This is a genomic window from Mesorhizobium sp. CNPSo 4689 (genome assembly GCF_057784325.1).
This window is the reverse complement of the sequence record NZ_JBWLUZ010000053.1, coordinates 1-19,423: the sequence shown is the minus strand read 5'-3', so window position 1 is coordinate 19,423 and position 19,423 is coordinate 1. Positions and strand designations below refer to the sequence as shown.

Sequence of the window (19,423 nt, the reverse complement as noted above, 5' to 3'; positions counted from 1 at the left end):
GGCGGGCTGCCGGTGGGGAGCGCGTAGTGCCTCAGCCCAGATTCTCAGGACGCGCCTCGACCCCGGCGACAGTGGCGATCTCGAAGGCCGCGTGCGCCATTTGAACTTCCACCGGACATGGGTATTCGCCCCGCCGCATCAGGCTGTTGAGACGCAGGGTTCTGTAGTTTTCGGGAACGAACACGAGGCCCGCGGGGAAACGCTTATTGACCTTGAGCTTCGCCGTCAATTCGCCCTGGGCGGATCGCACGACCACCTGATCGCCATCCGAAAGGTCAAGCCGCACCGCATCCGGCGCGCTTATCTCGACATATGGGTCATCCGCGACCGTATTCAGGATCTCCGAGCGCTCGGAAAGATATCCGTTGTGGAACAGGCAGTTGCCGGTGACCAGCATGAGCCGGTCGGCTGAAATGGGGGCAGGCGGGAGGACGTAGAACTCGCCAACCGGTGGCGCAAAGGCCGCCTTCGTGAAAGCTCCGTCGGCGCCAAGCCCGTCCTGCGTCAACCCTTGGTAGGCCGGAACCAGCCGGGCAATCTCGCCGAAGATTTCGTCATGGATCGACGGCCGCAACGCTTGGCCGCGAAGCGCCGCAACGAAGTCGAATATCGCCAGATTTTGCCGCGCCTCGAGGGCGGGTTCGCGGAACTTGCAGACCTTCTGTGTGCGGCCTTCGTTGTTGGTGAACGTACCGGATTCCTCGCCATAACTCGCCGCGGGCAGCACGACATCCGCCAGGCCCGCCGTATCCGTGAGGAACGCGTCCTGCACGATCAGGAGATCGGCGGCGCGAAGCGCCCGCTGCACGAATCCCCGATCGGGATAAGACATCAGGGGGTCGCTTCCGGCGATATAGAGCGCACCCATTCGCTTCCTGTCACAGAGCTCCAGCATGGCATCGAAATCCACACCCGGTTCAGACGGGATTTCGGCGCCCCAGGCCCGTTCGAGAGTTGCGCGCGCCGCATCATTGGCGAGCGCGCGCAGCCCCGGCAGCGCCGCCGGCAGAACGCCCATGTCCCAGGCGCCCAGTTGGTTGGCACGGTCGAAGAGGAACTGCATCGCCAGCCCCTTACCGAGTGCGCGCAGAACCTGCAAAAGGTTGTTGAGCTGGTACAACGTCGCGCGCGCTAGGGGTGATCTCAAGAGGTCGGCGCTGACAAGCACGGTGACGCTCCTGCCTTCCAGCAGCGCTGCAGCCAGGCGGTCCGGACCGTCGCTGTCGGTGGCCGCTGCTGGCCGGCCAGTTGTTGCGCCGCTGTTCGTAAAAACGTCGCCCGGCAGTGCCTGACCAGCCGCCCCCAGTCCGCTCACCACCGTGGCAAGGCCCTGAGCCTCACCGCCCGGCGGCACGCGAACGACCGCCCGCGCATCGGCGTCCAGACGGGATGGCCGCGCCGAGAGCATGAGTAACCTGGTCTGTCGCCGCCGTACACAGTCTCGAAGCAAATATTCGGTGACTGGGTTTTCGTCCGTCACGTTGCCACCGACGACAAGCACACAGTCGTTGCCGATCACCTCCTCCAGCGGCGTGCGGGTGTAGAAGGCGGCCACCAACGGGCCGAGCGCATCAAAGGGCGTGGACCAGCGCGAGGAGCAGTCGATATTGTTGGTCTGGAATGCTGTCCGCATCAGCTTCTGGAACTGATAAAGCACCTCGTTGGGCAGGCGCGGCGAGGCCAGCCCGCCCGCAGCCTTGCTGGCGACTGCCGACAGCCGCCGGCGGAGGTAGTCCCCCGCTTCGTCCCAGGAAGCCGGAACCAGGACCCCGTCACGACGGATCATCGGCCGCTTGATCCGGTCCTGACGCCCGACGAAATCCAGGCCGAAGCGCCCGCGCACGCAGAGCGTTTCGCGGTTGACTCCGTGCTCCACCTTCGAGCGGACCCGCATGAACTCGCCTTTGCGCGTGCCGACGGTCAGTTGGCAGCCGGTGCCGCAATGCGGGCAGACCGTGTCGGTCTCGACCAGATCCCAGGGCCGCGCCTTGTGGCGATAGGGGAAGCTCATCAGCGCGCCGACTGGGCAGACCTCGACGCAATTGCCGCATTGATCGCAACTCGCGAGACTGCCCTCGAAGCCAGTGATGGCGGTATCCATGCCTTTTTCGACGGTGCCCAAGGCTACCGCGCCGACGACTTCTTCGCACATCCTGACGCAGCGCTGGCACTGGATGCAGCGGTTGACGTTCATGATGATGACCGGGCTGAGACGGATGTCCTCGGAGTGGAACACACGTTTGGCATCGCGGAACCGGCTTGTGCGGGGCCCGTATGCCATCACCATGTCTTGAAGCTCGCACTCGCCGCCCTTGTCGCAGATCGGGCAGTCGAGGGGGTGGTTGGCGAGCAGCATGTCGAGCATGGAAGAGCGGGTTTCGTCGATCAGCTGCGTATTCGTCCGCACCACCATGCCGTCGGTGACCGCGGTGGCGCAAGCAGGCTGTAGCCGCCGCTGCCCCTCAATCTCCACCAAGCACATGCGGCAGGAGGCCAGCGCCGGTAGCCGTTTCAGATAGCAGAAGGTCGGGATGTCGATGCCCAAACGCTCGGCGGCCTGGAGCACAGTAGAGCCGGCCTCCACTTCCAGCATTCGTTCATCGATTGTCACGCTAACCATGGCTTTCCTCGCGGTCCTCTCGCTGCGTCCTCCTCAGTGAAACGGGCACCTCCGCTCTTCGATATGCGCGACGAATTCATGCTCGAAATGCGCCAGTGCTGCCCGCAGGCCCATCGCCGCGCCGTCGCCCAGAGCGCAGAACGTGTTGCCGAAAATGCCTTTGCAGAGCGCCTCCAGCTGTTCCAGATCGCCCGGCTCGCCCTGGCCTGCCTCGACCCGGCGCAGGACTTTCACGACCCAGTTCAACCCTTCGCGGCAGGGGGTGCACTTGCCGCAGGACTCGTGGTGGAAGAACTCGATGATCCGGGTGGCGACTTTGACAACGCAGGTCGAGTCGTCGATCACGATCACCCCGGCCGAGCCGAGCATCGAGCCAGCGGCGGCCAGCGAGTCGAAGTCCATCCGCACGTCCAGCCCGCGCTCCGGGATCAGCGGCGCCGAGACCCCGCCTGGGATCACCGCCTTGAGCTTGCGCCCCGGTAGCGGCCCGCCGGCGCAGTCCTCGACCAGTTCGCGCAGCGGTATCCCCATCGGCAGTTCGTAAAGGCCCGGTTTCCGTACCTGTCCGCTGAGGCAATAGAGCTTCGGGCCGGGGCTCTTGTCCGGGCCGATGCCGCGGAACCAGTCCGGCCCTCGCTCCACGATATGCGGTACGCAGGCCAGCGTCTCGACGTTGTTGATCACGGTCGGGCTGGCGTAGAGCCCTTCGACCGCCGGAAACGGCGGTTTCAGTCGCGGCTGCGCCCGCTTGCCTTCGAGCGAGTCGAGCATCGCGGTCTCCTCGCCGCAGATATAGGCGCCGGCGCCGCAATGGATGTGCACGACGAAGCTGAAATTCGAGCCCAGAATCCGCGTTCCCAGATAACCCTTCGCATGAGCCTCGGCGATCGCCCGCTCCAGCCGGCAGATCGCCAGCGTGTATTCCCCGCGGATGTAGACATAGGCGGTTTCTGCTCCTATCGCGTAGGCGCTGATCGCCATGCCCTCGATCAGTTGGTGCGGGTCACGCTCCATGATGATCCGGTCCTTGAAGGTGCCCGGCTCGCCCTCATCGGCATTGCAGCACAGGTATTTCGGCTTGCCGGCACGCTTAGGCACGAAGCTCCATTTCGCCCCGGTTGGGAATCCGGCCCCGCCGCGACCGCGCAGGTTGGATTTCTTGACGAGGTCGATGATCTCGTCGGGCGTGTGCTCGCGAAGCGCCTTGGCCAGTGCCTGGTAGCCACCACCGGCTTCGTAGGTCGAGAGCAGATGGCCATCCGGCACGTCCACGTTCCTGAGAAGGACGGGTTCGAACATGGCGCGCTATTCTCCCGGCGGTCCTGCGGCGGCGAGATCGGCGCCAGCCGCCTGCCGCACCGTCGCACGCAGCCTGTCCAGAAGCGCGTCGATCCGCGCGATGTCGAGGTCGCCGTGATAGTCGTCGCCGACCTGCATCACCGGGGCCATCTCGCAAGCGCCGAGGCATTCGACGGTCGAAAGGGTGAACAGCCCGTCCGGCGTCGTACCGCCATTCTTGATCCCCAGCGCAGCCTCTAGGTGCCTCAGCAGGACCTCGGATCGGCACAGCATGCAGGAGACGTTGTCGCAGAGCTGCAGGTGGAACATACCCACCGGCTCGGTATGGAAGAGGGTGTAGAAGGTCGCCAGTTCGTAGACCCAGATCCGCTCGACACCGAGGATGTCGGCGACCTCTTCCAACACCGGGCCGGGCAGATGGCCATGCTCTCCCTGCGCGATCAGAAGCGCGGGCATGATCGCCGAGCGCTGGTCGGGATACCGCGCCGCCGCCTCTTCGATCTTTTCGCGCATGGTCATCGCGTCCAAATCCCCTGCTACTTGTCCACCTCCGCCATCACGGGGTCGAGGCTGCCGAGCACGGCGATCATGTCCGCCAGGTAGCGCGCGTTGGTGACCCCGAACAGTCCCTGAAGGTTGACGAACGACGGTGCCCGCACCTTCATACGGAACGGTTTTTGCGACCCGTCGCTGATGATGTAAAACCCGAGTTCGCCCTTTGGCGCCTCGATCGCCGAATAGACCTCGCCCTTCGGCACTTTGAAGCCATAAGCCGACAGGTCGAAATGCTGGATCAGCGCCTCCATCGAGCAGTGCACCCTGTCCTTGTCCACCGGGAAGGCGATTGTCGGCATGTCGATCTGGAACGGCCCGTCGGGCATATGGTCGAGGCATTGCTCGATGATCCGTACGCTCTCGCGCATTTCCTCGACGCGGCATCGCCAGCGCGCGTAGCAATCGCCTTCATCGCGGGTAATAACGTTGAACGCGAGTCGGTCGTAGATCTCATAGGGCTCGTCGCGGCGGATGTCCCAGTCGACGCCCGAGGCGCGCAGGTTCGGGCCACTTAGGCCCAGATCGATGCCGTCCGCGGCGGAGATCACGCCGATCCCCTGCGTGCGCTTCAGGAACACGCGGTTGTTCTCAAGCAGCCGTTCATAGTCGCGTATCCGGTTCGGGAAGATATCGCAGAACTCCCTGATCTTGGGGAAAAACCCGTCGGGCAGGTCCTCGCGCACACCGCCGACCCGGCAGAAGGAGGTGTGCATGCGCGCCCCGCTGATCATCTCCATTAGGTCCATGATCATTTCGCGCTCGCGCATGGCGTAAAGCAACGCCGTCATGGCGCCCAGGTCCATCGGGAGCGCGCCGATGATCAGGAGATGACCGGAAATCCGCGCCAGTTCGGCCATCAACACGCGGATATATTGTGCGCGGATCGGCGCTTCGATGCCCAGGAGCTTCTCCACTGCAAGCGCGAAGGCCAGGTTGTTCGAGGGCGGGCAGAGGTAGTCGAGCCGGTCGGTCAGCGGGAAGATCTGGGTGTAGGTAAAGCTCTCGGCCAGTTTCTCGGTGCCGCGGTGGAGGTAACCGATATGCGGGTCCACGCGTGCGACATATTCGCCGTCCAACTCGAGGACGAGCCGCAGCACCCCATGCGTGCTGGGATGCTGCGGGCCGAGGTTGAGAAGCACCTCCCTGGTGTGGGGCGCATCGGCTTCTGGCAAGCTCAGTTCCGTGACTTCGGTCATCTCAAGTCCCGGTGTGGAACGGCCTCCCTATGGAATGTCCTTGGTGGCAAGGTCGGGCTGTGTCGGCGGCGGGCCTTCGGCGCCAAACGGGTTCAGCTTGTCCTTGTAGCCCCGGAGCGGAAAGTCCTTGCGCTGCGGGAAGCCCTCGAACCCTTCCCACATATAGATCCGGCGCAGGTCGGGGTGGCCCTCGAACCTGATCCCGTACATGTCCCAGGCCTCGCGCTCGTGCCAGTTGGCGGTGCGCCAGACCCCCGTCACCGACGGGACCCGCGGCGGATCGCCGAGGCGGCACTTGATGCGAACGCGCCATTTGTTCGGCAGCGAATAGAGGTGGTACACCGCCTCGTAGCGGGGCATCTCGGGGTAATGATCGACCCCGCAGATGTCGGACAGGAAATCGAACCGCAGCGCCGGGTGTTCCTTGAGGAACCGGCAAAGCTCGACGATCATGTCAGGCGGAACGGCGAAAGCGTGAACCCCATGCGAGAAGCCAAGCTCCTCGATTGCCTCCCCGAAACGTTCCGCGATCAGGGTGCGGATGAGGGACGTCTCCGCGCTCATGGTACCGCGACCCGGTCCAGAGGCGTCCCGGCCAGCGCCCTGGATTTCTTGATCTTCTCCTGAAGCAGAAGGAAGCCGTGCATCAGCGCCTCGGGCCGCGGCGGGCAGCCGGGCACATGCACGTCCACCGGCACGAAGGTCTCCGCCCCCTGCACCACCGCATAGGTGTTGTAGACCCCGCCCGAGATGGCGCAGGTGCCCATGGCGATGACCCAGCGCGGCTCCGGCATCTGGTCATAGAGCCGGCGCACCACGGGCGCGAATTTCCGCGTTATGGTGCCGGCGATGATCATCACGTCGGACTGGCGCGGCGAAGGCCGGAACACCACGCCGAAGCGGTCGAGATCGTAGCGGGCACACCCCGCCGAGATCATCTCGATGGCGCAGCAGGCAATGCCGAAGGTTTCGGGCCACAGCGCCGACCTTCGGCTCCAGCTGATAAGGCTGTCGGCCGTAGTGAACAGCACGCTGTCGCGGATCGCGTTGTTTACGCCTCCCATTCCAGCGCTCCCTTCAGCCAGGCGTAGGCGAAGCCCACGAGAAGCAGCAAAATGAAGATGAACATCTCGACATAGCCGACTAGCCCGATCTCTTTCAGGACAACGGCCCAGGGAAAAAGGAACATCGTCTCGACATCGAAGACGACAAATAGAATTGCGATGATGAAGAACTGCACCCTGAAGCGGCCTCCGGCGGCTTCGCCCGCCGGGTCCATGCCGCATTCATAGGGCATGTTCTTCGCGGGATAGGGATTGGATGGGCGCAGTAGCGAGGAGACAAAAAGCGTAACCATCGCCACCAGAACAATTCCGGCGACCATGAAAAGAACCGGCAGGAACTCCATTCCGGTCACGTCGCGTAGCCCCGGTCACCTACCGAGGGCTTTGCTCAGGCCGCTACCGACCCCTTTGGGACCGGTGATGCGGGCGCCCTGGAAAGCGACTTGGGCATTCCTTTCTTGCACGGCCAGAGTATTCCGTCGGCCGGATCATTGCAAATCCAATCGATCAGCCGCCAACTGCGGCATGTTGAGCAAGCCTCAGAAACCACGCCGGAAATAAGCCGATGCCGATGGTGCCGGCAGCGGTTAAGGCGAGTGTGGCGCCGACCGCGGGCGTCAGCGCCGGGTCGAACGCGCCCTCTGGCTCGCGCATGTAGATCACCATCACGATGCGGATGTAGAAGTAGGCGGCAACGGCGCTCAGCAGCACTGCGATCAGCGCCAGCATGACGAAACCCCGCTCGACGAGTGCGACGAGCACGTAGAACTTGGCGAAGAACCCGGCTGTCGGCGGAATGCCGGCCAACGAGAACAGATAAAGCAGCATCAGAAGCGCCAGCCCGCGATGCGACTTGGCGAAACCAGCGTAGTCCTCGATGACCTCGCCCGAGAAATCGCCGTTCCGCATCATGATGACGATGCCGAAGATGCCGAGGTTCATGAACGCATAGATCAGCAAATAGAGCATCACGCTGGCGACCCCGTCCGCACCGCCGGCCGCCACGCCGAACATGGCGAACCCGGCATGGGCGATGCTGGAATAGGCCAAGAGGCGCTTGAAATTGTCCTGCACCAGCGCCACGAAACTGCCGAGCGCCATCGTCACTGCTGCAATGACCGCGACGATGATCCAGACGTTCGAGGCTGCGACCAGTGGGTTGAGGAACACCCGCAGGATCACAGCGAACGCCGCTGCCTTGGGCCCCACCGACATGAAGGCGGTGATCGTCGTAGGCGCGCCTTCATAGACGTCCGGGACCCACATATGGAACGGCACCGCGCCGACCTTGAATACCAGCCCCGCGACGATAAAAACCACAGCCAGGAGCAATCCGGGATCGAGCGGATCACCGGTCACCGCCGCAGCCATCCTGTCCAACTGCGTCGTGCCGGTGAGCCCGTAGATCAGCGAAACGCCGTAAAGGAAAATCCCGGTCGAGACCCCGCCAAGGATCACGTATTTCAGCGCCGCTTCGTTCGACCGCCGCTGCTGCCGCAGGAAGCCGGTCAACACATAGGTGCAGAGTACCATCAGTTCGAGGCCTACATAGATCGACAGGAGGTCGGTCGCCGAGGCCATGATCATCATTCCCGAAAGCGCCAAGAGCAGCAGTACATAGTATTCACTGCTCCCGATCCCTTCGATCTCGGCATATTTTCGCGAAAGAAGGAATGTCAGAACTGTGACCATGTAGAACACGACCTTGAAGAAGGCCGCGAAGCGGTCGGCGACGAACATGCCCGAGTAGGCCGGCCGCACCTCGCCCGCCAGCATGAGTGTCCCCAGGGCGGCAATCAGCACGACCGCGCCTGAAGCCCAGACAAGGAAATGTTCCTGCCCCTTCCGCACAAACTGCCCCAGGATCAGCAGGATGCAGGCCCCGGTAACCACGACGATCTCGGGCAGGCTCGCCAGAATCGACTGGAAAAGCGCAGCAGCGGTCATTGGGCGCTCCCCTTACCGTGCACCTGCGCTAGTAGATGCTTCACCGAGGCATCGATGATTTCGAGAAAGGGCTTCGGATAGAGCCCGACCCAAAGAACGAAGACGGCTAGCGGCAGGATCGCCGCCATCTCGCGGGCGTTCACGTCGCGGATCTTGAACCGCACGCCGATGCTGGCCGGACCAAGCGCGACTTTCCGATACATGCCAAGCAGATAGACCGCGCCCAGCAAAGCCCCAAGAACGGCAGCGCCGCCGACAGCCAGGCTGGCTGCGAACGCGCCCGACAGCACCAGCAACTCGCCCACGAACGAATTCGTTCCCGGCAGCGCCATCGACGACAGGGCGAACAGCGCAAGAAACGCCGTATAGACCGGCGCCGCCTTCATCAGCCCGCCATAATCCGCGATGCTGCGGGTATGGGTCCGCTCGTAGATAAGGCCCACGAACAGGAACAACGCGCCCGTCGTTATGCCATGATTGAACATTTGCAGGATGCCGCCCTCGAGCCCACGGAGGTTCAGCGTGAAAATCCCCAGCGTCACGAGGCCCATGTGGCTGATGCTGGAATAGGCCACCAGCTTCTTCAGGTCGTCCTGTGCCAGAGCAAGCAACCCACCATAGACGATTGCAAGCGCCGAAAGCGCCAGCATCAGCATCGAATAGTGCACCGACGCCTCCGGCAGCATTGGCAGCGAGAACCGCAGGAACCCGTAGGCGCCCATCTTCAGGAGCACACCGGCGAGGATGATGCTGCCCGCCGTCGGCGCCTGCACATGGGCGTCCGGCAGCCAGGTATGGACCGGGACCATCGGCACCTTGACCGCGAAGGCGATCAGGAAGGCGAAGAACAGCCATGACTGGACCCGGAACGGCAAATCCTGCGCCATCAGGGCACGGATGTCGAAGGTCTCACCACCGTGGAAATAGAGCACGATGACACCGATCAGGAACATGAGGCTGCCTGCCAGCGTATAGAGGAAGAACTTGAACGCTGAATAGACCCGGCCGTCGCCGCCCCAGACGCCGATGATCAGGTACATCGGGATCAGCATCGCCTCCCAGAAGACGTAGAACAGGAACAGGTCGAGCGCACAGAACACCCCCAGCATCAGCGCCTGCATGACCAGCAGACTGACCATGAACTCTTTCACCTTGCGGTCGATCGCAACCCACGAGGCAAGCACGCAGATCCAGCCCAACAGCGCGGTCAGGAACACGAAGAGCGCGCTGATTCCGTCGATACCAAGCGAATAAGTGATCCCGAGCGCGGGCACCCACGGGTGCGTCTCGGTGAACTGCATCTCGTGGGTAGTGGTGTCAAAGCCGGTCAGCATAGTGATGCAGAGTGTGAGGTCGAGGACGGTGACAGCCAGCGCCGTCCAGCGCACCGCATCGTCGTGGTGTAGAAACAACAGCACCGCTGCCCCGGCGACGGGCGTGAACACGATGAGGCTAAGTAGTGGGAGCTCCATCGCGCCCCCTACCGCCACGCTACAGCGAATACGGCGATCCCCGCGATCACACCAGCGATCATCGCCAGCGCGTAATGGGTCACGACGCCGCTTTGGAGCCGCCGCAGCGCCCCACCGCCGAGCAGGATCGCGCGAGCGACGGCGTTCACCAAGGCGTCCACGCCGTGGAGATCGATCCGCAGTCCTGCCCGTGCCATCCCGTGCAGAAGGGGCAGCGCCGCCGTCTCGGACACATCGCTCACCGCCTTCTCGTAGCGCGCCAGCGGTTTTTCGGCGAGCCACATGAAGTGCCGCGCGCCTGTGCGATAGAACCAGTCGGTATCGATGCTGATCGTATTCTCGGGGTCGAGCGCCTTGAGGAACATGACGAAGCCCAAGGCGGTGAACATCAGCACGCCGAGGCTCTCGGTGACATGGACGCCGGTGTAGGGTTCGAAGTCGACCGGATAGGGCAGAAGCGCGTAGAGCGTCTGGGGGAACACCCCGATCGCGATGCAGAGCACCGCTGCCATGCCCATCGCTACCAGCATGTTGCGCGGCGGTTCTCGCGCTTCCAGCCCTTGGTCCGTGCCGAAGAACATGTAGTACGGGAGCTTGAGCCCGGTGTGCAGGAACGTCCCTGACGACGCCATTGTCAGGGCCAGCACCACCAGCGCGCGATGATCCTGTCCGGCGGCGGCCACCACCATCGACTTGGTGACGAAGCCTGAGAAGAACGGGAATGCCGAGATCGCAAAGGCGCCAACCATGTAGAGCGCAAGGGTTACCGGCATGGTTTTGTAGAGCCCTCCGAGTTCGGTGAGCTTGCGCCGCCCGGTGACGTGGATCACCGCCCCCGCGCCCATGAAGAGGAGCGCCTTGTAGAGGATATGCGCGAAGGCATGGCTGACGGCGCCGTTCACCGCCATCTCGGTTCCGATGCCGATGCCCACCACCATGTAGCCCACCTGGCTGACGATGTGATAGGCCAAGAGCCGCCGGCAATCGTTCTCCAGCACAGCGTAGATAACGCCGTAAAGCGCCATCACAGTGCCGAGCCAGACAAGAAGATCGGTCCCCGGAAACGCCCGCGCCAGCACATAGACGGCGGTCTTCGTGGTGAAGGCGCTCATGAATACGGCCCCGGTGACGGTCGCTTCCGGGTAGGCGTCAGTCAGCCAGGCGTTGAGTGGCGGCACCGCGGCGTTGAGTATGAACCCGGCAAGGATCAGGCAGGTGGCGAAGCCCAGCCCTCCCTCGATCGGGCCGAAGAGCAGCGAACCGGTGGCGAACCCATGGAGAATGATGCCGCCGAGCAGGGCAACGCTGCCGGTGATATGGACCATGAGGTAGCGGAACCCTGCGCGGAACGCCTGCTCGCTGCGCTGGGCAAAGACCAGGTAGGCAGAGGCAAACGTCATACCTTCCCAGAACATGAACAGAGTCAGGTAGTCGCCGGCGAACACCACTCCGAGCGCGCTGCCGCCGTAGACGAACGCCGCCACATGCTGGCCGGCGCGCGTCAGGTGCAACGCGTAGACCATCCCGAACAGCGCCATGATGGTGAAAACGGTAGCGAAAACGATGCTCAGCTTGTCGACTTTCGCGATCAGGATTTCCTGCCCGATGAATCGCGCCGCGCCGTAGCTGCCAGGCTGCATCGTGAGCACGGCGAGGATCGCCAGCGTTGGGATCAGCAGCACATAGGCCTTGCGGACAGACCCCTTCAGGAAGGGGATCGGAAGAGCGCCGAGAATGAACAGTAGGCCGGGATGGGCGAAGTCAGTCATAATAGTCCTCGCGCCGCATGAGCCCACCCTGATGGCCGAGGAACTTGGCAACGAAAATCAGAAGCACGCAGGAGCCGAAGCCGTAGACGGCGGACCAGCCAGGCAGGCGGTCCCACAGGTATTCGGCGTGTTCGCGGGAGACCAGAAAGTCGGCGACGACGATCAGAACGAGCACCAGATAGAACAGCCGGTGGCGCTGGGTCACATATTTTCCGTCACCAAAGAAATCGACGACGCGCTTGATCATCTGACGACTCTTTCCGCCAGGGCGAGGAAATAATCCGGGAAGATGCCCATCGACACCGACAGGATGGCGGTCGCGACCAGCGGGATCGTCAACATCGGAATTTCACGAACGGTCGTCGGGAATTCCTGCGCTTCCTTCCCGAAAAAAGCGACATAGCTGACCGGCAGGAAATAGGCGGCGTTCAGGACCGAACTTACCAAGAGCACGATAAGGAACGAGGTCTCCCCGGCCTCCACCGAGCCGAGCGCCAGATACCACTTGCTGATGAAGCCCGCAGTCGGCGGCACCCCGATCATGCTGAGCGAGCCAACGAAGAACGCCCCCATCGTCCAGGGCAGCCTGCGGCCGATGCCGGCCATATCGCTGATATTCCGCTTGCCAGACGCGCAATAGATCGACCCGGCGCAGAAAAAGAGCGTGATCTTCGAGAATGCATGCGCCGCGATGTGGATGATCCCCCCGACCATCGCGACGGGCGACAGCAGAACCGCGCCCAGCACGATGTAGGAGAGTTGGCTGACCGTCGAGTAGGCGAGCCGTGCCTTCAGGTCGTCCCGCGTCAGGGCGTAGATGGACGCCATCAGGATCGTGAACGAGACCACATAGGCCGTGGCGATGCCGAGCCCCAGCCCGCCCACCAGCCCTGCGCCGAAGACGTGGAACACCACACGCAGCACGCAGAACACACCCATCTTGACGACGGCCACCGCATGCAAGAGCGCGCTAACCGGTGTCGGCGCCACCATCGCGGCAGGCAGCCAGGCGTGCATCGGCATCACCGCGGCCTTGGCGAAGCCGAAGAGATAGCAGAAATAGACGACGGTCAGCAGCGGCGCCGAGGCGTCGACCCCCGCCAATAGCCCCCCCGCCACAAAGTCGAGCGACCCCGCAATCTGGTAAGTCAGCGCCAGCGCGGCGAGAAGCACGCTTTTCGACGCGCCCATCAAATAGACGAGGTACTTGCGGCTGCCCGTCCATCCCTCCTCGTCCTCGTGGTGGTAGACAAGCGGATAGGTAACGAGGCTCAGCAGCTCGTAGAAGATCACCAACGTGAACAAATTGGCGGCAAAGGCGCCCCCGGCGGCTGCCGCGAGGCTGGCGGCGAAGCAGGCGAAGAAACGGGTCTGCGCATGCTCATTCAAGTGCCGCATGTAGCCGATGGAATAGATCGACGCCACGATCCACAGCAGCGACGAGACGGTGGCAAACACCATGCCGAGCGCATCGACACGGAACGCGAAGTCGATCCCCGGCAGAATCTCGAACAGGCGCAAATCGACTGTCCCGCCCGCCAGCACCGTGGGCGCCATTGAGGCGACAATTGCGAACATGGCGATCGCGGCCAACGGCGAGACGGCATCGCGAAGTTTCTCGCGTTTGTTTAGAAGGAGAACTGCAAGGGCCGCCAGACCTGCGACGGCAACGGCAAGCAGCGGCCGGATCGATATCACCGGGTCCAAGCCGCTATCCTTTCATCATGGTCACTTCGTCGACCTTGAGGGTGGACGTGTTCCTCGTGAGGGCGACCAAGATGCCGAGGGCAACGGCAACCTCCGCAGCAGTGATTGCGATGACGAAGATTGCGAAAATCTGCCCGCGGAAGTCGTCGTAGTAATGCCCAAAAGCGATGAAATTGATGTTGACCGAGTTAAGCAGCAGTTCCAGCGACATCAGCACGACCAGGATATTGCGTCTGAGCAGTACGCCCGCCGCACCGATCACGAACAGGACCACTCCGAGCACGATATACCACCAGAGCGGCACCATCACTGCGGCTCCTTCCGCGCCAGCACGATGGCGCCCACCAGGGCCGCCAGCAGGATGACGGAGGCGACTTCAAACGGCAGGAGATAGTCGGCGAAAAGCGTCGTGCTGAGCTGCCTGACCTCACCGCCGGTGCGCATTGCGACGGGCTCCGCGACCGAAAAGCGGTCGCTCCTGAGCACCAGTACAAGCATCTCGACCCCAAGCAGGACGAGCAGCACCAAAACAGGCAGGTTGCTGCCCGGCAAGAACCGCTGCAACACCGCTTCGCGCACATCAATCATCATGATCACGAATAGGAAGAGGACCATGATCGCGCCGACATAGACGAAAATTTGGATGACCGCGAGCAACGGCGCCTCGAGCAAGACGAAGATCGCCGATATCTGCAGGAAACACGCCATCAGCGCCAATGCGCTGTGAACTGGATTCCGCGCCAGGACCAAGGTCAAGGCCGTGACCACGGACGCCGCAGCGAACAGAAGAAAGAACCCCTGATCCATCGACGCCGCTCCTCCGACGCAAACTGTCACGCGACGCGACAGGCCGGACTTGAGATAGCTGTCCACTTCCGTACACAAATTGTGCCCGAGTATCGGATTTTTCACAAGATTATCGTGGTTTAGTGCTGTGCTAAACTCACTACTCATATTTGAGAGAGAAGCGCGCCAGCTCAATTTCTGGGTTGCCTCGGAAGAGTTGGGTGTCACTCAGAGTGCTGTTGCCCGACAAACACTAGGCTTGGAAGAGGCGCTGACATCAACGGTTTGCCAGGCATGGCGGGCGCTCATCGCGCGGCAGTGGCGCACCTTCGTCGTTCAATCTGATGGCCGTGAACCTCGCGCAAGCCTTCGCTTGCATTCGCACAAGTCGATTGCGGCGAGGGCCATACGGAACAATGCGGGAATTTGAGAATCCTGGCCCACGAAAAAGCCAATTAAATCAACGTTCTTGATATATCCTCCGGGCCCCACCACGGCTCAGTTCGCTAAAACGCGTCGCGTTTAGACGGCCTCAGACGGCCTCTTACGACGCGCCTTAAGTTCTTGTTTTTATGCATGTCGTTATCCCAAAACCGCTGCGCGCTCTTTGGGCGACATGTACTAGCACTCGATCTCCCGCCAAGTCCCATACTGTGGAGTACGAGCGCCAGGGCAACGGCTGCCCCTTCACATCATCGAGACACAACTTGTGAACTCAAGGCTACTTTTGAGTGGGATGCTCCGTTGATTTCATTGGGAAATTCCGCCCGGGAGCGCCACCACCGAAGGGAAGATTTATTATATATTTCAGTTTGTTAATCAGAAGTTGGTAGCGGGAGACCGCTACATCGCCAAACCCACTATCGAGGAAGCGGTGTTTTCCTATCGGCGACGGTCCGAGTAAACGTCGCCCAGCACCAATCTTCTCGAGGACGCGAGGTGTCGAAAGGTATCCAGTTGGGCTGGGGTTCTTGGAAGCTTTTCGAACTTTCTGCCTTGCACCGCCAGCCGAATTGCGTGTGCTTATGAAAGAGATTGGAACATCAGGACACGCTGTGAGACGAGCTTGATCAACGCACTTGCTCTGGAGCTGAAAACCCCTCGCGGTTCATCGTAGCGAAATCCATCCAGGTGTCGCGGTTCGCTTGCTTGGCCGGGGGTTCGGCGCACGCCAGTCGATACCTTCGATGAGCATGGCCAACTGCGCCGGCGTCAGGATCACAGGCCGCCGGCCTCCGCCAGGGCAGGGCCAGACCGACCGCAATGCCAAGGCCTATGGCGAGTCCTGTGACGAGATTGCCGCTCTGGGCCGCCTATGATCCCGGCGGGCGATACCGGATCGACTTCGTCTTCCCAAGAGCCTCCATCGTCTCTTCGACGCTTAGGAGGACGGTGGTCTCGTACGAGCTGAGCGCTCCCCCCGCACCGATGGCAAGTACGACGGATGCCATCGACACGATGTCTGGCGCCTCCCACAGATTCCAACCATCATGCTCTCCGAAGGCGTACCAGAACCCGTGCAGCTTTCCGGATGTACGAACGGGCCGCCTCGCGTCGATCCTCGGGGTTTTCGATCAAACGCGCCCAGGTCTGGGGCGTATAGCTGAACCGAGAGAGATACATAGGCATGGTCGCCTCCGGGGTCGCCGCTTAAACTGCTTACAGGGTAGGTTCACGGCTGACGAAATATGCGCTCAAGCTAATTTAAGCGCAATATCATACCCGCTTCGGCATCCAGGCTATGCATTGTTCGAGGCGTTCCAACTGAGCTTTCTGCGAACGAAGTTCGTGACCAACGTTTTGCAATTTGGATTTGCCTTTGGAAGCGGCCGCATTGATCAGTTCGCATTCAAGCTGAGCGATTCGATCTCGCACCTGCTGAGCTTCAACCTGCCGTATATCTCTAATCCAACCTGGGCCACGCATATTCAACGATCACCGTTCGTGCAGCAGAGGCGTAGCATTTGAAAACTAACGCCGGCAGATTCGAAAAACTCGAATTTTAACCATCGCAAAAATCACCCCCCTCATCGAGGCCAGAATAATCTTAATCGACTTGGTAACGGCCTGTTCAGCGCTAAAGTCTAAAGAAACAATATGACGCCGCGCGCCAAGCGTATTCTGGGAAAATCTTTAGTCGTGACGGCAATAGCTGTCGTTGCGACCTTCGGTCTGTCGTTTACGGCTAGACTTGCGTTGCAGATGCCGATCGACTGGCTGAGTTGGGTGGAATGTACCTTCATTCCCATTCTGATCGGAATGCCGGTCAGTGCCTACATCTTCGCCCAGTCCGAAACGATCCAGGATACATGTGACAAGTTGGAGAAGTCACATACTGCCTTGAGAGAGGCGCACGACAGGCTCACCTTCGTAACCAGCCACGATCAGATGACCGGGCTCCTCAGCCGCGGTGAGTTCATCGCAAGGATGGACAGAAGCCGCGACGAAGGCGAATGCGACACGCTTCTCCTGATCGATCCAGATCACTTCTCCTCGATCAATGACGAGCACGGACATTCCAAGGGCGACGAGACCTTGGTTCGGATCGCGAAGGCGCTCGTCTATACGACACGCCCAGGGGACTCAATTGGCCGCCTTGGTGGGGAAGAGTTTGGGGTCTTGCTACGCAACGTGCGCAAAGAGCAGGCGATTACCATAGCGGAGAACATCCGTCGGCATATTGAGGGGGGTCCCTGGGTCAAAGGGCAACAAAATGGCGTGAGGGTGACTGTCAGCATCGGCGGTGCGGAAATCCCTCATAATGCAGATCCTCAGGATGTCCTCCGTGCTGCGGGGCGGTGCGTACTTAAAGCGAAACAACGTGGACGAAACCGCGTTTCGTTCGACCAGGAGGCAGCCAAGTTGCGAGTCGTGACACCGTAGCCGACCTTGCTTGGGACAGACTGATGGAAAAGGCACTCGGTGGTCTGGTTGTGCTGACAGTTTTAGGCGCGGCGGTGGCCGTTGGCGCGATGTCCGCTACTTCAGCCGCGGTCCTCTACCATGGGCAAAAAGTACCATCAGGCCTGTACGAGTGCCTTTATTTCACCGGAACAGGCATGGATTTGATTTATTCTAAGACAGGCTGCGAGCGGTTTATCACCGTTGTGGTCGCCGTCCCTTGCAAAGATCCATGCCGATCCTGGCACTGGCGGAAAGACCACTTTTTGCCGCTACGGCGGGCCCGCCTCGCCCGTATTCGTAAGATTGTTGTAGACCAAAGGTGCTCTATTGCCAGCGCTGTCGCGAGGCGGGCCGCGAGGACCGCAACCTGACTCTCAAGAAAGACAGTTTTTGATTTTCTGGAATTAATCAAAGAATCGGGGAAAAAATCTGAATCTGAATGAGAGGCATGCAGGGGCGCCAGGTTCCGTTCCGCCAGCGATTGTAGGCGCCGCCCTGCCTTCAGCGCTTGGTTACCGCATGGGAAGAAATTCATGGTGCAACGCACAAAAATGTTGCTATTGGGTTGTGTCGGTTTCATAAATGAACGAGGCGTTCTTGGGGGTGTCCACTGAAGGATGGAAACTATGTCCACCGCTGAAAAAACCCCTGATACCATCGAAGGCACCGCGTTACCGACCTTCGATCCGTCCAAGGCTACGGCCGAGTTCCGCGCTGCCGCTGAAAAGGGCGTCGAACAGTCAAAAGAAGTTCTTGCCAAATTCAAGGCGGGCTCTGAAGACGCCCAGAAGGCTCTCGAGTCGAGCTTCGAAACCGCCAAAGCCGTTGGCAGCGATCTGTCGCTGAAAACAATTGCCGTTCTGCGCGCCAATACTGAAGCCGCCTTCTCGCACTTAGAAGCCCTAGTTGCCGTTAAGTCGCCTTCCGAATTCGTTGAACTGCAGACAGCGTTCGTCCGCAAGCAGGTTGAAACGGCCGTCGAGCAGTCCAAGGAACTCCAGGCCGTCACGACCAAAGCCGTCGAGGACGTATCCAAGCCGATTAAGTCCGCCTTCGAGAAGGCGGTCAAGGAACTCAAAGTCGCCTAGCTTTTTCCTCGGGGCGTCGACTTGGTCGCTGGCCGCACCTGATTTGCCGCACCTCCATTTTTCTTTCCCTACTACCTTGCCCTACCACCCCACCCCGAAAGGGGCGGGGTGGTAGGGCGGCTGAACATGTGTGGGTAGTTTGCCGCACTTGCCGCAACACTAATTTTCAGGGTGCGGCAGCACGGCGACGATGTATTTTTGAGCATTCGTTTGCTGTCCGGCCGGGTTTCAATAGTGAAGTGGCCGGCGGCAATCAATGCCTTGAGCATCTGCTCAATGCGTAGCTTGGCACCTTTTTCGTCGGTATCGATGCCGAGAAGTTCTGCCACAACGTCGTGGCGGGCGAAGATTTGCGCCTGCCGATAGAGCGGTGTGTGGTCGCAATACTTGGCTGTCAGCACCTGGATCGGCAGAGCCGGCGCCTGCACCACATTCTCGCAGGTCCGGCAGGCGTATTTGGGACGCGTGGTGCGGATCACGCGCAGCTGCGCCGGAACCCAGTCCAGCATCTCGCTCACGCTTTCGCCAATGAGATGCAGCGCGCCGCCGCAGCAGGCGCAGATCATGTCGAGCGTGTCCGCGAACTGCTACTTGCCTCTAAACGCTGATAAGGCTGTCACTGTGCAAATCCTTGTCGACGAGAGCGGCAAGTCCTTGCGACCGGCGCAGTCGACACTGACATCCCGGTCATGGCTTATGGCCGAATGACGACGGAACATCCCGATCACGGGCCGATCCGCGTCTACTGGCCTCACAATCGGCCACAGGATCACAGCTACGCATCGGCGCAGCCCTACTGATGCTGCGCGAGCCGGTCCATGGGCGCGTTTGCTTCAGCCAACCTGGCCAGCGCTTCTTCGACTTTTCGAGCCGACGCGTCCGTGCGCTTGATGTGCCGCACAACTTGCCGCCTCAGCATCGCGAGCATTTCGGCGCGATATACGTCCCCGTATCTCGCAGTTTCAAGGTGGAGAGTCGCAAGCCGCATGGGCGACGATTCCAATTAGCTAGCAGTA

At 61.2% G+C, this 19,423-nt stretch carries 17 protein-coding genes and 2 pseudogenes; 3 read left to right on the top strand and 16 right to left on the bottom strand.

Annotated elements, in window-relative coordinates; all coding sequences use genetic code 11:
- Positions 1 to 31 precede the first annotated feature (31 nt).
- The 15 genes and pseudogenes from nuoG to AC04SI_RS31155 form a co-directional block, all read right to left on the bottom strand.
- Positions 32 to 2,620 (bottom strand): NADH-quinone oxidoreductase subunit NuoG, encoded by a 2,589-nt coding sequence (nuoG, locus tag AC04SI_RS31225; RefSeq protein WP_488475550.1) that lies wholly within the window; start codon positions 2,618 to 2,620, stop codon positions 32 to 34.
- A gap of 33 nt (positions 2,621 to 2,653) precedes the next feature.
- A complete protein-coding gene (nuoF, locus tag AC04SI_RS31220) occupies positions 2,654 to 3,919 on the bottom strand; it encodes an NADH-quinone oxidoreductase subunit NuoF (protein ID WP_404284247.1) in 1,266 nt (421 codons plus the stop codon).
- A gap of 6 nt (positions 3,920 to 3,925) precedes the next feature.
- Positions 3,926 to 4,438: an NADH-quinone oxidoreductase subunit NuoE gene (locus tag AC04SI_RS31215; protein WP_404284249.1), complete on the bottom strand. Its 513-nt coding sequence runs from the start codon at positions 4,436 to 4,438 to the stop codon at positions 3,926 to 3,928.
- Between the two features lie 17 nt (positions 4,439 to 4,455).
- Positions 4,456 to 5,670 carry an NADH dehydrogenase (quinone) subunit D gene (gene nuoD / locus AC04SI_RS31210; protein WP_404284250.1) on the bottom strand — a complete coding sequence of 405 codons (1,215 nt, stop codon included), beginning with the start codon at positions 5,668 to 5,670 and terminating at the stop codon, positions 4,456 to 4,458.
- Positions 5,671 to 5,697: 27 nt separating this feature from the next.
- Positions 5,698 to 6,234, bottom strand: a complete 537-nt coding sequence (locus AC04SI_RS31205; protein ID WP_404284252.1) for an NADH-quinone oxidoreductase subunit C — start codon at positions 6,232 to 6,234, stop codon at positions 5,698 to 5,700.
- The gene (locus AC04SI_RS31200; protein ID WP_111547966.1) at positions 6,231 to 6,734 is read right to left on the bottom strand and encodes a NuoB/complex I 20 kDa subunit family protein; all 504 of its coding nucleotides are present in this window, start codon (positions 6,732 to 6,734) and stop codon (positions 6,231 to 6,233) included. Before AC04SI_RS31200 ends, AC04SI_RS31205 begins: the two co-directional genes overlap by 4 nt.
- Complete coding sequence (locus tag AC04SI_RS31195; protein WP_120018878.1) at positions 6,722 to 7,087, bottom strand: NADH-quinone oxidoreductase subunit A; 366 nt, start codon at positions 7,085 to 7,087, stop codon at positions 6,722 to 6,724. The genes AC04SI_RS31200 and AC04SI_RS31195 overlap by 13 nt, the downstream gene beginning before the upstream one ends.
- 154 nt (positions 7,088 to 7,241) lie before the next feature.
- Entirely contained in the window at positions 7,242 to 8,681 is a 1,440-nt protein-coding gene (locus AC04SI_RS31190; protein WP_404284254.1) for an NADH-quinone oxidoreductase subunit N, read from the bottom strand.
- Positions 8,678 to 10,153 carry an NADH-quinone oxidoreductase subunit M gene (locus AC04SI_RS31185; protein WP_404284255.1) on the bottom strand — a complete coding sequence of 492 codons (1,476 nt, stop codon included), beginning with the start codon at positions 10,151 to 10,153 and terminating at the stop codon, positions 8,678 to 8,680. The genes AC04SI_RS31190 and AC04SI_RS31185 overlap by 4 nt, the downstream gene beginning before the upstream one ends.
- An 8-nt stretch (positions 10,154 to 10,161) precedes the next feature.
- Positions 10,162 to 11,922 (bottom strand): Na(+)/H(+) antiporter subunit D, encoded by a 1,761-nt coding sequence (locus AC04SI_RS31180; RefSeq protein ID WP_404284257.1) that lies wholly within the window; start codon positions 11,920 to 11,922, stop codon positions 10,162 to 10,164.
- Positions 11,915 to 12,169 (bottom strand): hypothetical protein, encoded by a 255-nt coding sequence (locus AC04SI_RS31175; RefSeq protein WP_404284258.1) that lies wholly within the window; start codon positions 12,167 to 12,169, stop codon positions 11,915 to 11,917. Before AC04SI_RS31175 ends, AC04SI_RS31180 begins: the two co-directional genes overlap by 8 nt.
- Positions 12,166 to 13,629 carry a monovalent cation/H+ antiporter subunit D family protein gene (locus tag AC04SI_RS31170; protein WP_404284260.1) on the bottom strand — a complete coding sequence of 488 codons (1,464 nt, stop codon included), beginning with the start codon at positions 13,627 to 13,629 and terminating at the stop codon, positions 12,166 to 12,168. Before AC04SI_RS31170 ends, AC04SI_RS31175 begins: the two co-directional genes overlap by 4 nt.
- A 4-nt stretch (positions 13,630 to 13,633) precedes the next feature.
- Positions 13,634 to 13,936: an NADH-quinone oxidoreductase subunit NuoK gene (gene nuoK, locus AC04SI_RS31165; protein WP_404284261.1), complete on the bottom strand. Its 303-nt coding sequence runs from the start codon at positions 13,934 to 13,936 to the stop codon at positions 13,634 to 13,636.
- On the bottom strand, positions 13,936 to 14,436 hold the full coding sequence (locus tag AC04SI_RS31160; protein ID WP_404284263.1) for an NADH-quinone oxidoreductase subunit J: 501 nt from the start codon (positions 14,434 to 14,436) through the stop codon (positions 13,936 to 13,938). Before AC04SI_RS31160 ends, nuoK begins: the two co-directional genes overlap by 1 nt.
- A gap of 1,292 nt (positions 14,437 to 15,728) precedes the next feature.
- A pseudogene (locus AC04SI_RS31155) lies at positions 15,729 to 16,044 on the bottom strand (GYD domain-containing protein).
- A gap of 468 nt (positions 16,045 to 16,512) precedes the next feature.
- On the opposite strand from AC04SI_RS31155, the gene AC04SI_RS31150 reads away from it, so the two are divergent.
- Both AC04SI_RS31150 and AC04SI_RS31145 read left to right on the top strand, forming a co-directional pair.
- A complete protein-coding gene (locus tag AC04SI_RS31150; RefSeq protein WP_404284265.1) occupies positions 16,513 to 17,298 on the top strand; it encodes a GGDEF domain-containing protein in 786 nt (261 codons plus the stop codon).
- A gap of 638 nt (positions 17,299 to 17,936) precedes the next feature.
- Entirely contained in the window at positions 17,937 to 18,407 is a 471-nt protein-coding gene (locus AC04SI_RS31145) for a phasin (RefSeq protein WP_404284267.1), read from the top strand.
- A 320-nt stretch (positions 18,408 to 18,727) separates the two neighbouring features.
- Here AC04SI_RS31145 and AC04SI_RS31140 read toward each other — a convergent pair.
- Positions 18,728 to 18,970, bottom strand: a pseudogene (locus tag AC04SI_RS31140) (IS66 family transposase zinc-finger binding domain-containing protein); the annotation flags it as partial.
- Positions 18,971 to 19,206: 236 nt separating this feature from the next.
- On the opposite strand from AC04SI_RS31140, the gene AC04SI_RS31135 reads away from it, so the two are divergent.
- Positions 19,207 to 19,423: hypothetical protein (locus tag AC04SI_RS31135; protein WP_488475549.1), on the top strand; the 217-nt coding region annotated here is incomplete at its 3' end.

What these genes read in the sequence shown, in the direction of transcription:
- nuoG (WP_488475550.1), bottom strand. Translation starts at nt 2,620, where the DNA reads ATGGTTAGCGTGACAATCGATGAACGAATGCTGGAAGTGGAGGCCGGC.
- nuoF (WP_404284247.1), bottom strand. Translation starts at nt 3,919, where the DNA reads ATGTTCGAACCCGTCCTTCTCAGGAACGTGGACGTGCCGGATGGCCAT.
- AC04SI_RS31215 (WP_404284249.1), bottom strand. Translation starts at nt 4,438, where the DNA reads ATGACCATGCGCGAAAAGATCGAAGAGGCGGCGGCGCGGTATCCCGAC.
- nuoD (WP_404284250.1), bottom strand. Translation starts at nt 5,670, where the DNA reads ATGACCGAAGTCACGGAACTGAGCTTGCCAGAAGCCGATGCGCCCCAC.
- AC04SI_RS31205 (WP_404284252.1), bottom strand. Translation starts at nt 6,234, where the DNA reads ATGAGCGCGGAGACGTCCCTCATCCGCACCCTGATCGCGGAACGTTTC.
- AC04SI_RS31200 (WP_111547966.1), bottom strand. Translation starts at nt 6,734, where the DNA reads ATGGGAGGCGTAAACAACGCGATCCGCGACAGCGTGCTGTTCACTACG.
- AC04SI_RS31190 (WP_404284254.1), bottom strand. Translation starts at nt 8,681, where the DNA reads ATGACCGCTGCTGCGCTTTTCCAGTCGATTCTGGCGAGCCTGCCCGAG.
- AC04SI_RS31185 (WP_404284255.1), bottom strand. Translation starts at nt 10,153, where the DNA reads ATGGAGCTCCCACTACTTAGCCTCATCGTGTTCACGCCCGTCGCCGGG.
- AC04SI_RS31180 (WP_404284257.1), bottom strand. Translation starts at nt 11,922, where the DNA reads ATGACTGACTTCGCCCATCCCGGCCTACTGTTCATTCTCGGCGCTCTT.
- AC04SI_RS31175 (WP_404284258.1), bottom strand. Translation starts at nt 12,169, where the DNA reads ATGATCAAGCGCGTCGTCGATTTCTTTGGTGACGGAAAATATGTGACC.
- nuoK (WP_404284261.1), bottom strand. Translation starts at nt 13,936, where the DNA reads ATGGTGCCGCTCTGGTGGTATATCGTGCTCGGAGTGGTCCTGTTCGTG.
- AC04SI_RS31160 (WP_404284263.1), bottom strand. Translation starts at nt 14,436, where the DNA reads ATGGATCAGGGGTTCTTTCTTCTGTTCGCTGCGGCGTCCGTGGTCACG.
- AC04SI_RS31150 (WP_404284265.1), top strand. Translation starts at nt 16,513, where the DNA reads ATGACGCCGCGCGCCAAGCGTATTCTGGGAAAATCTTTAGTCGTGACG.
- AC04SI_RS31145 (WP_404284267.1), top strand. Translation starts at nt 17,937, where the DNA reads ATGGAAACTATGTCCACCGCTGAAAAAACCCCTGATACCATCGAAGGC.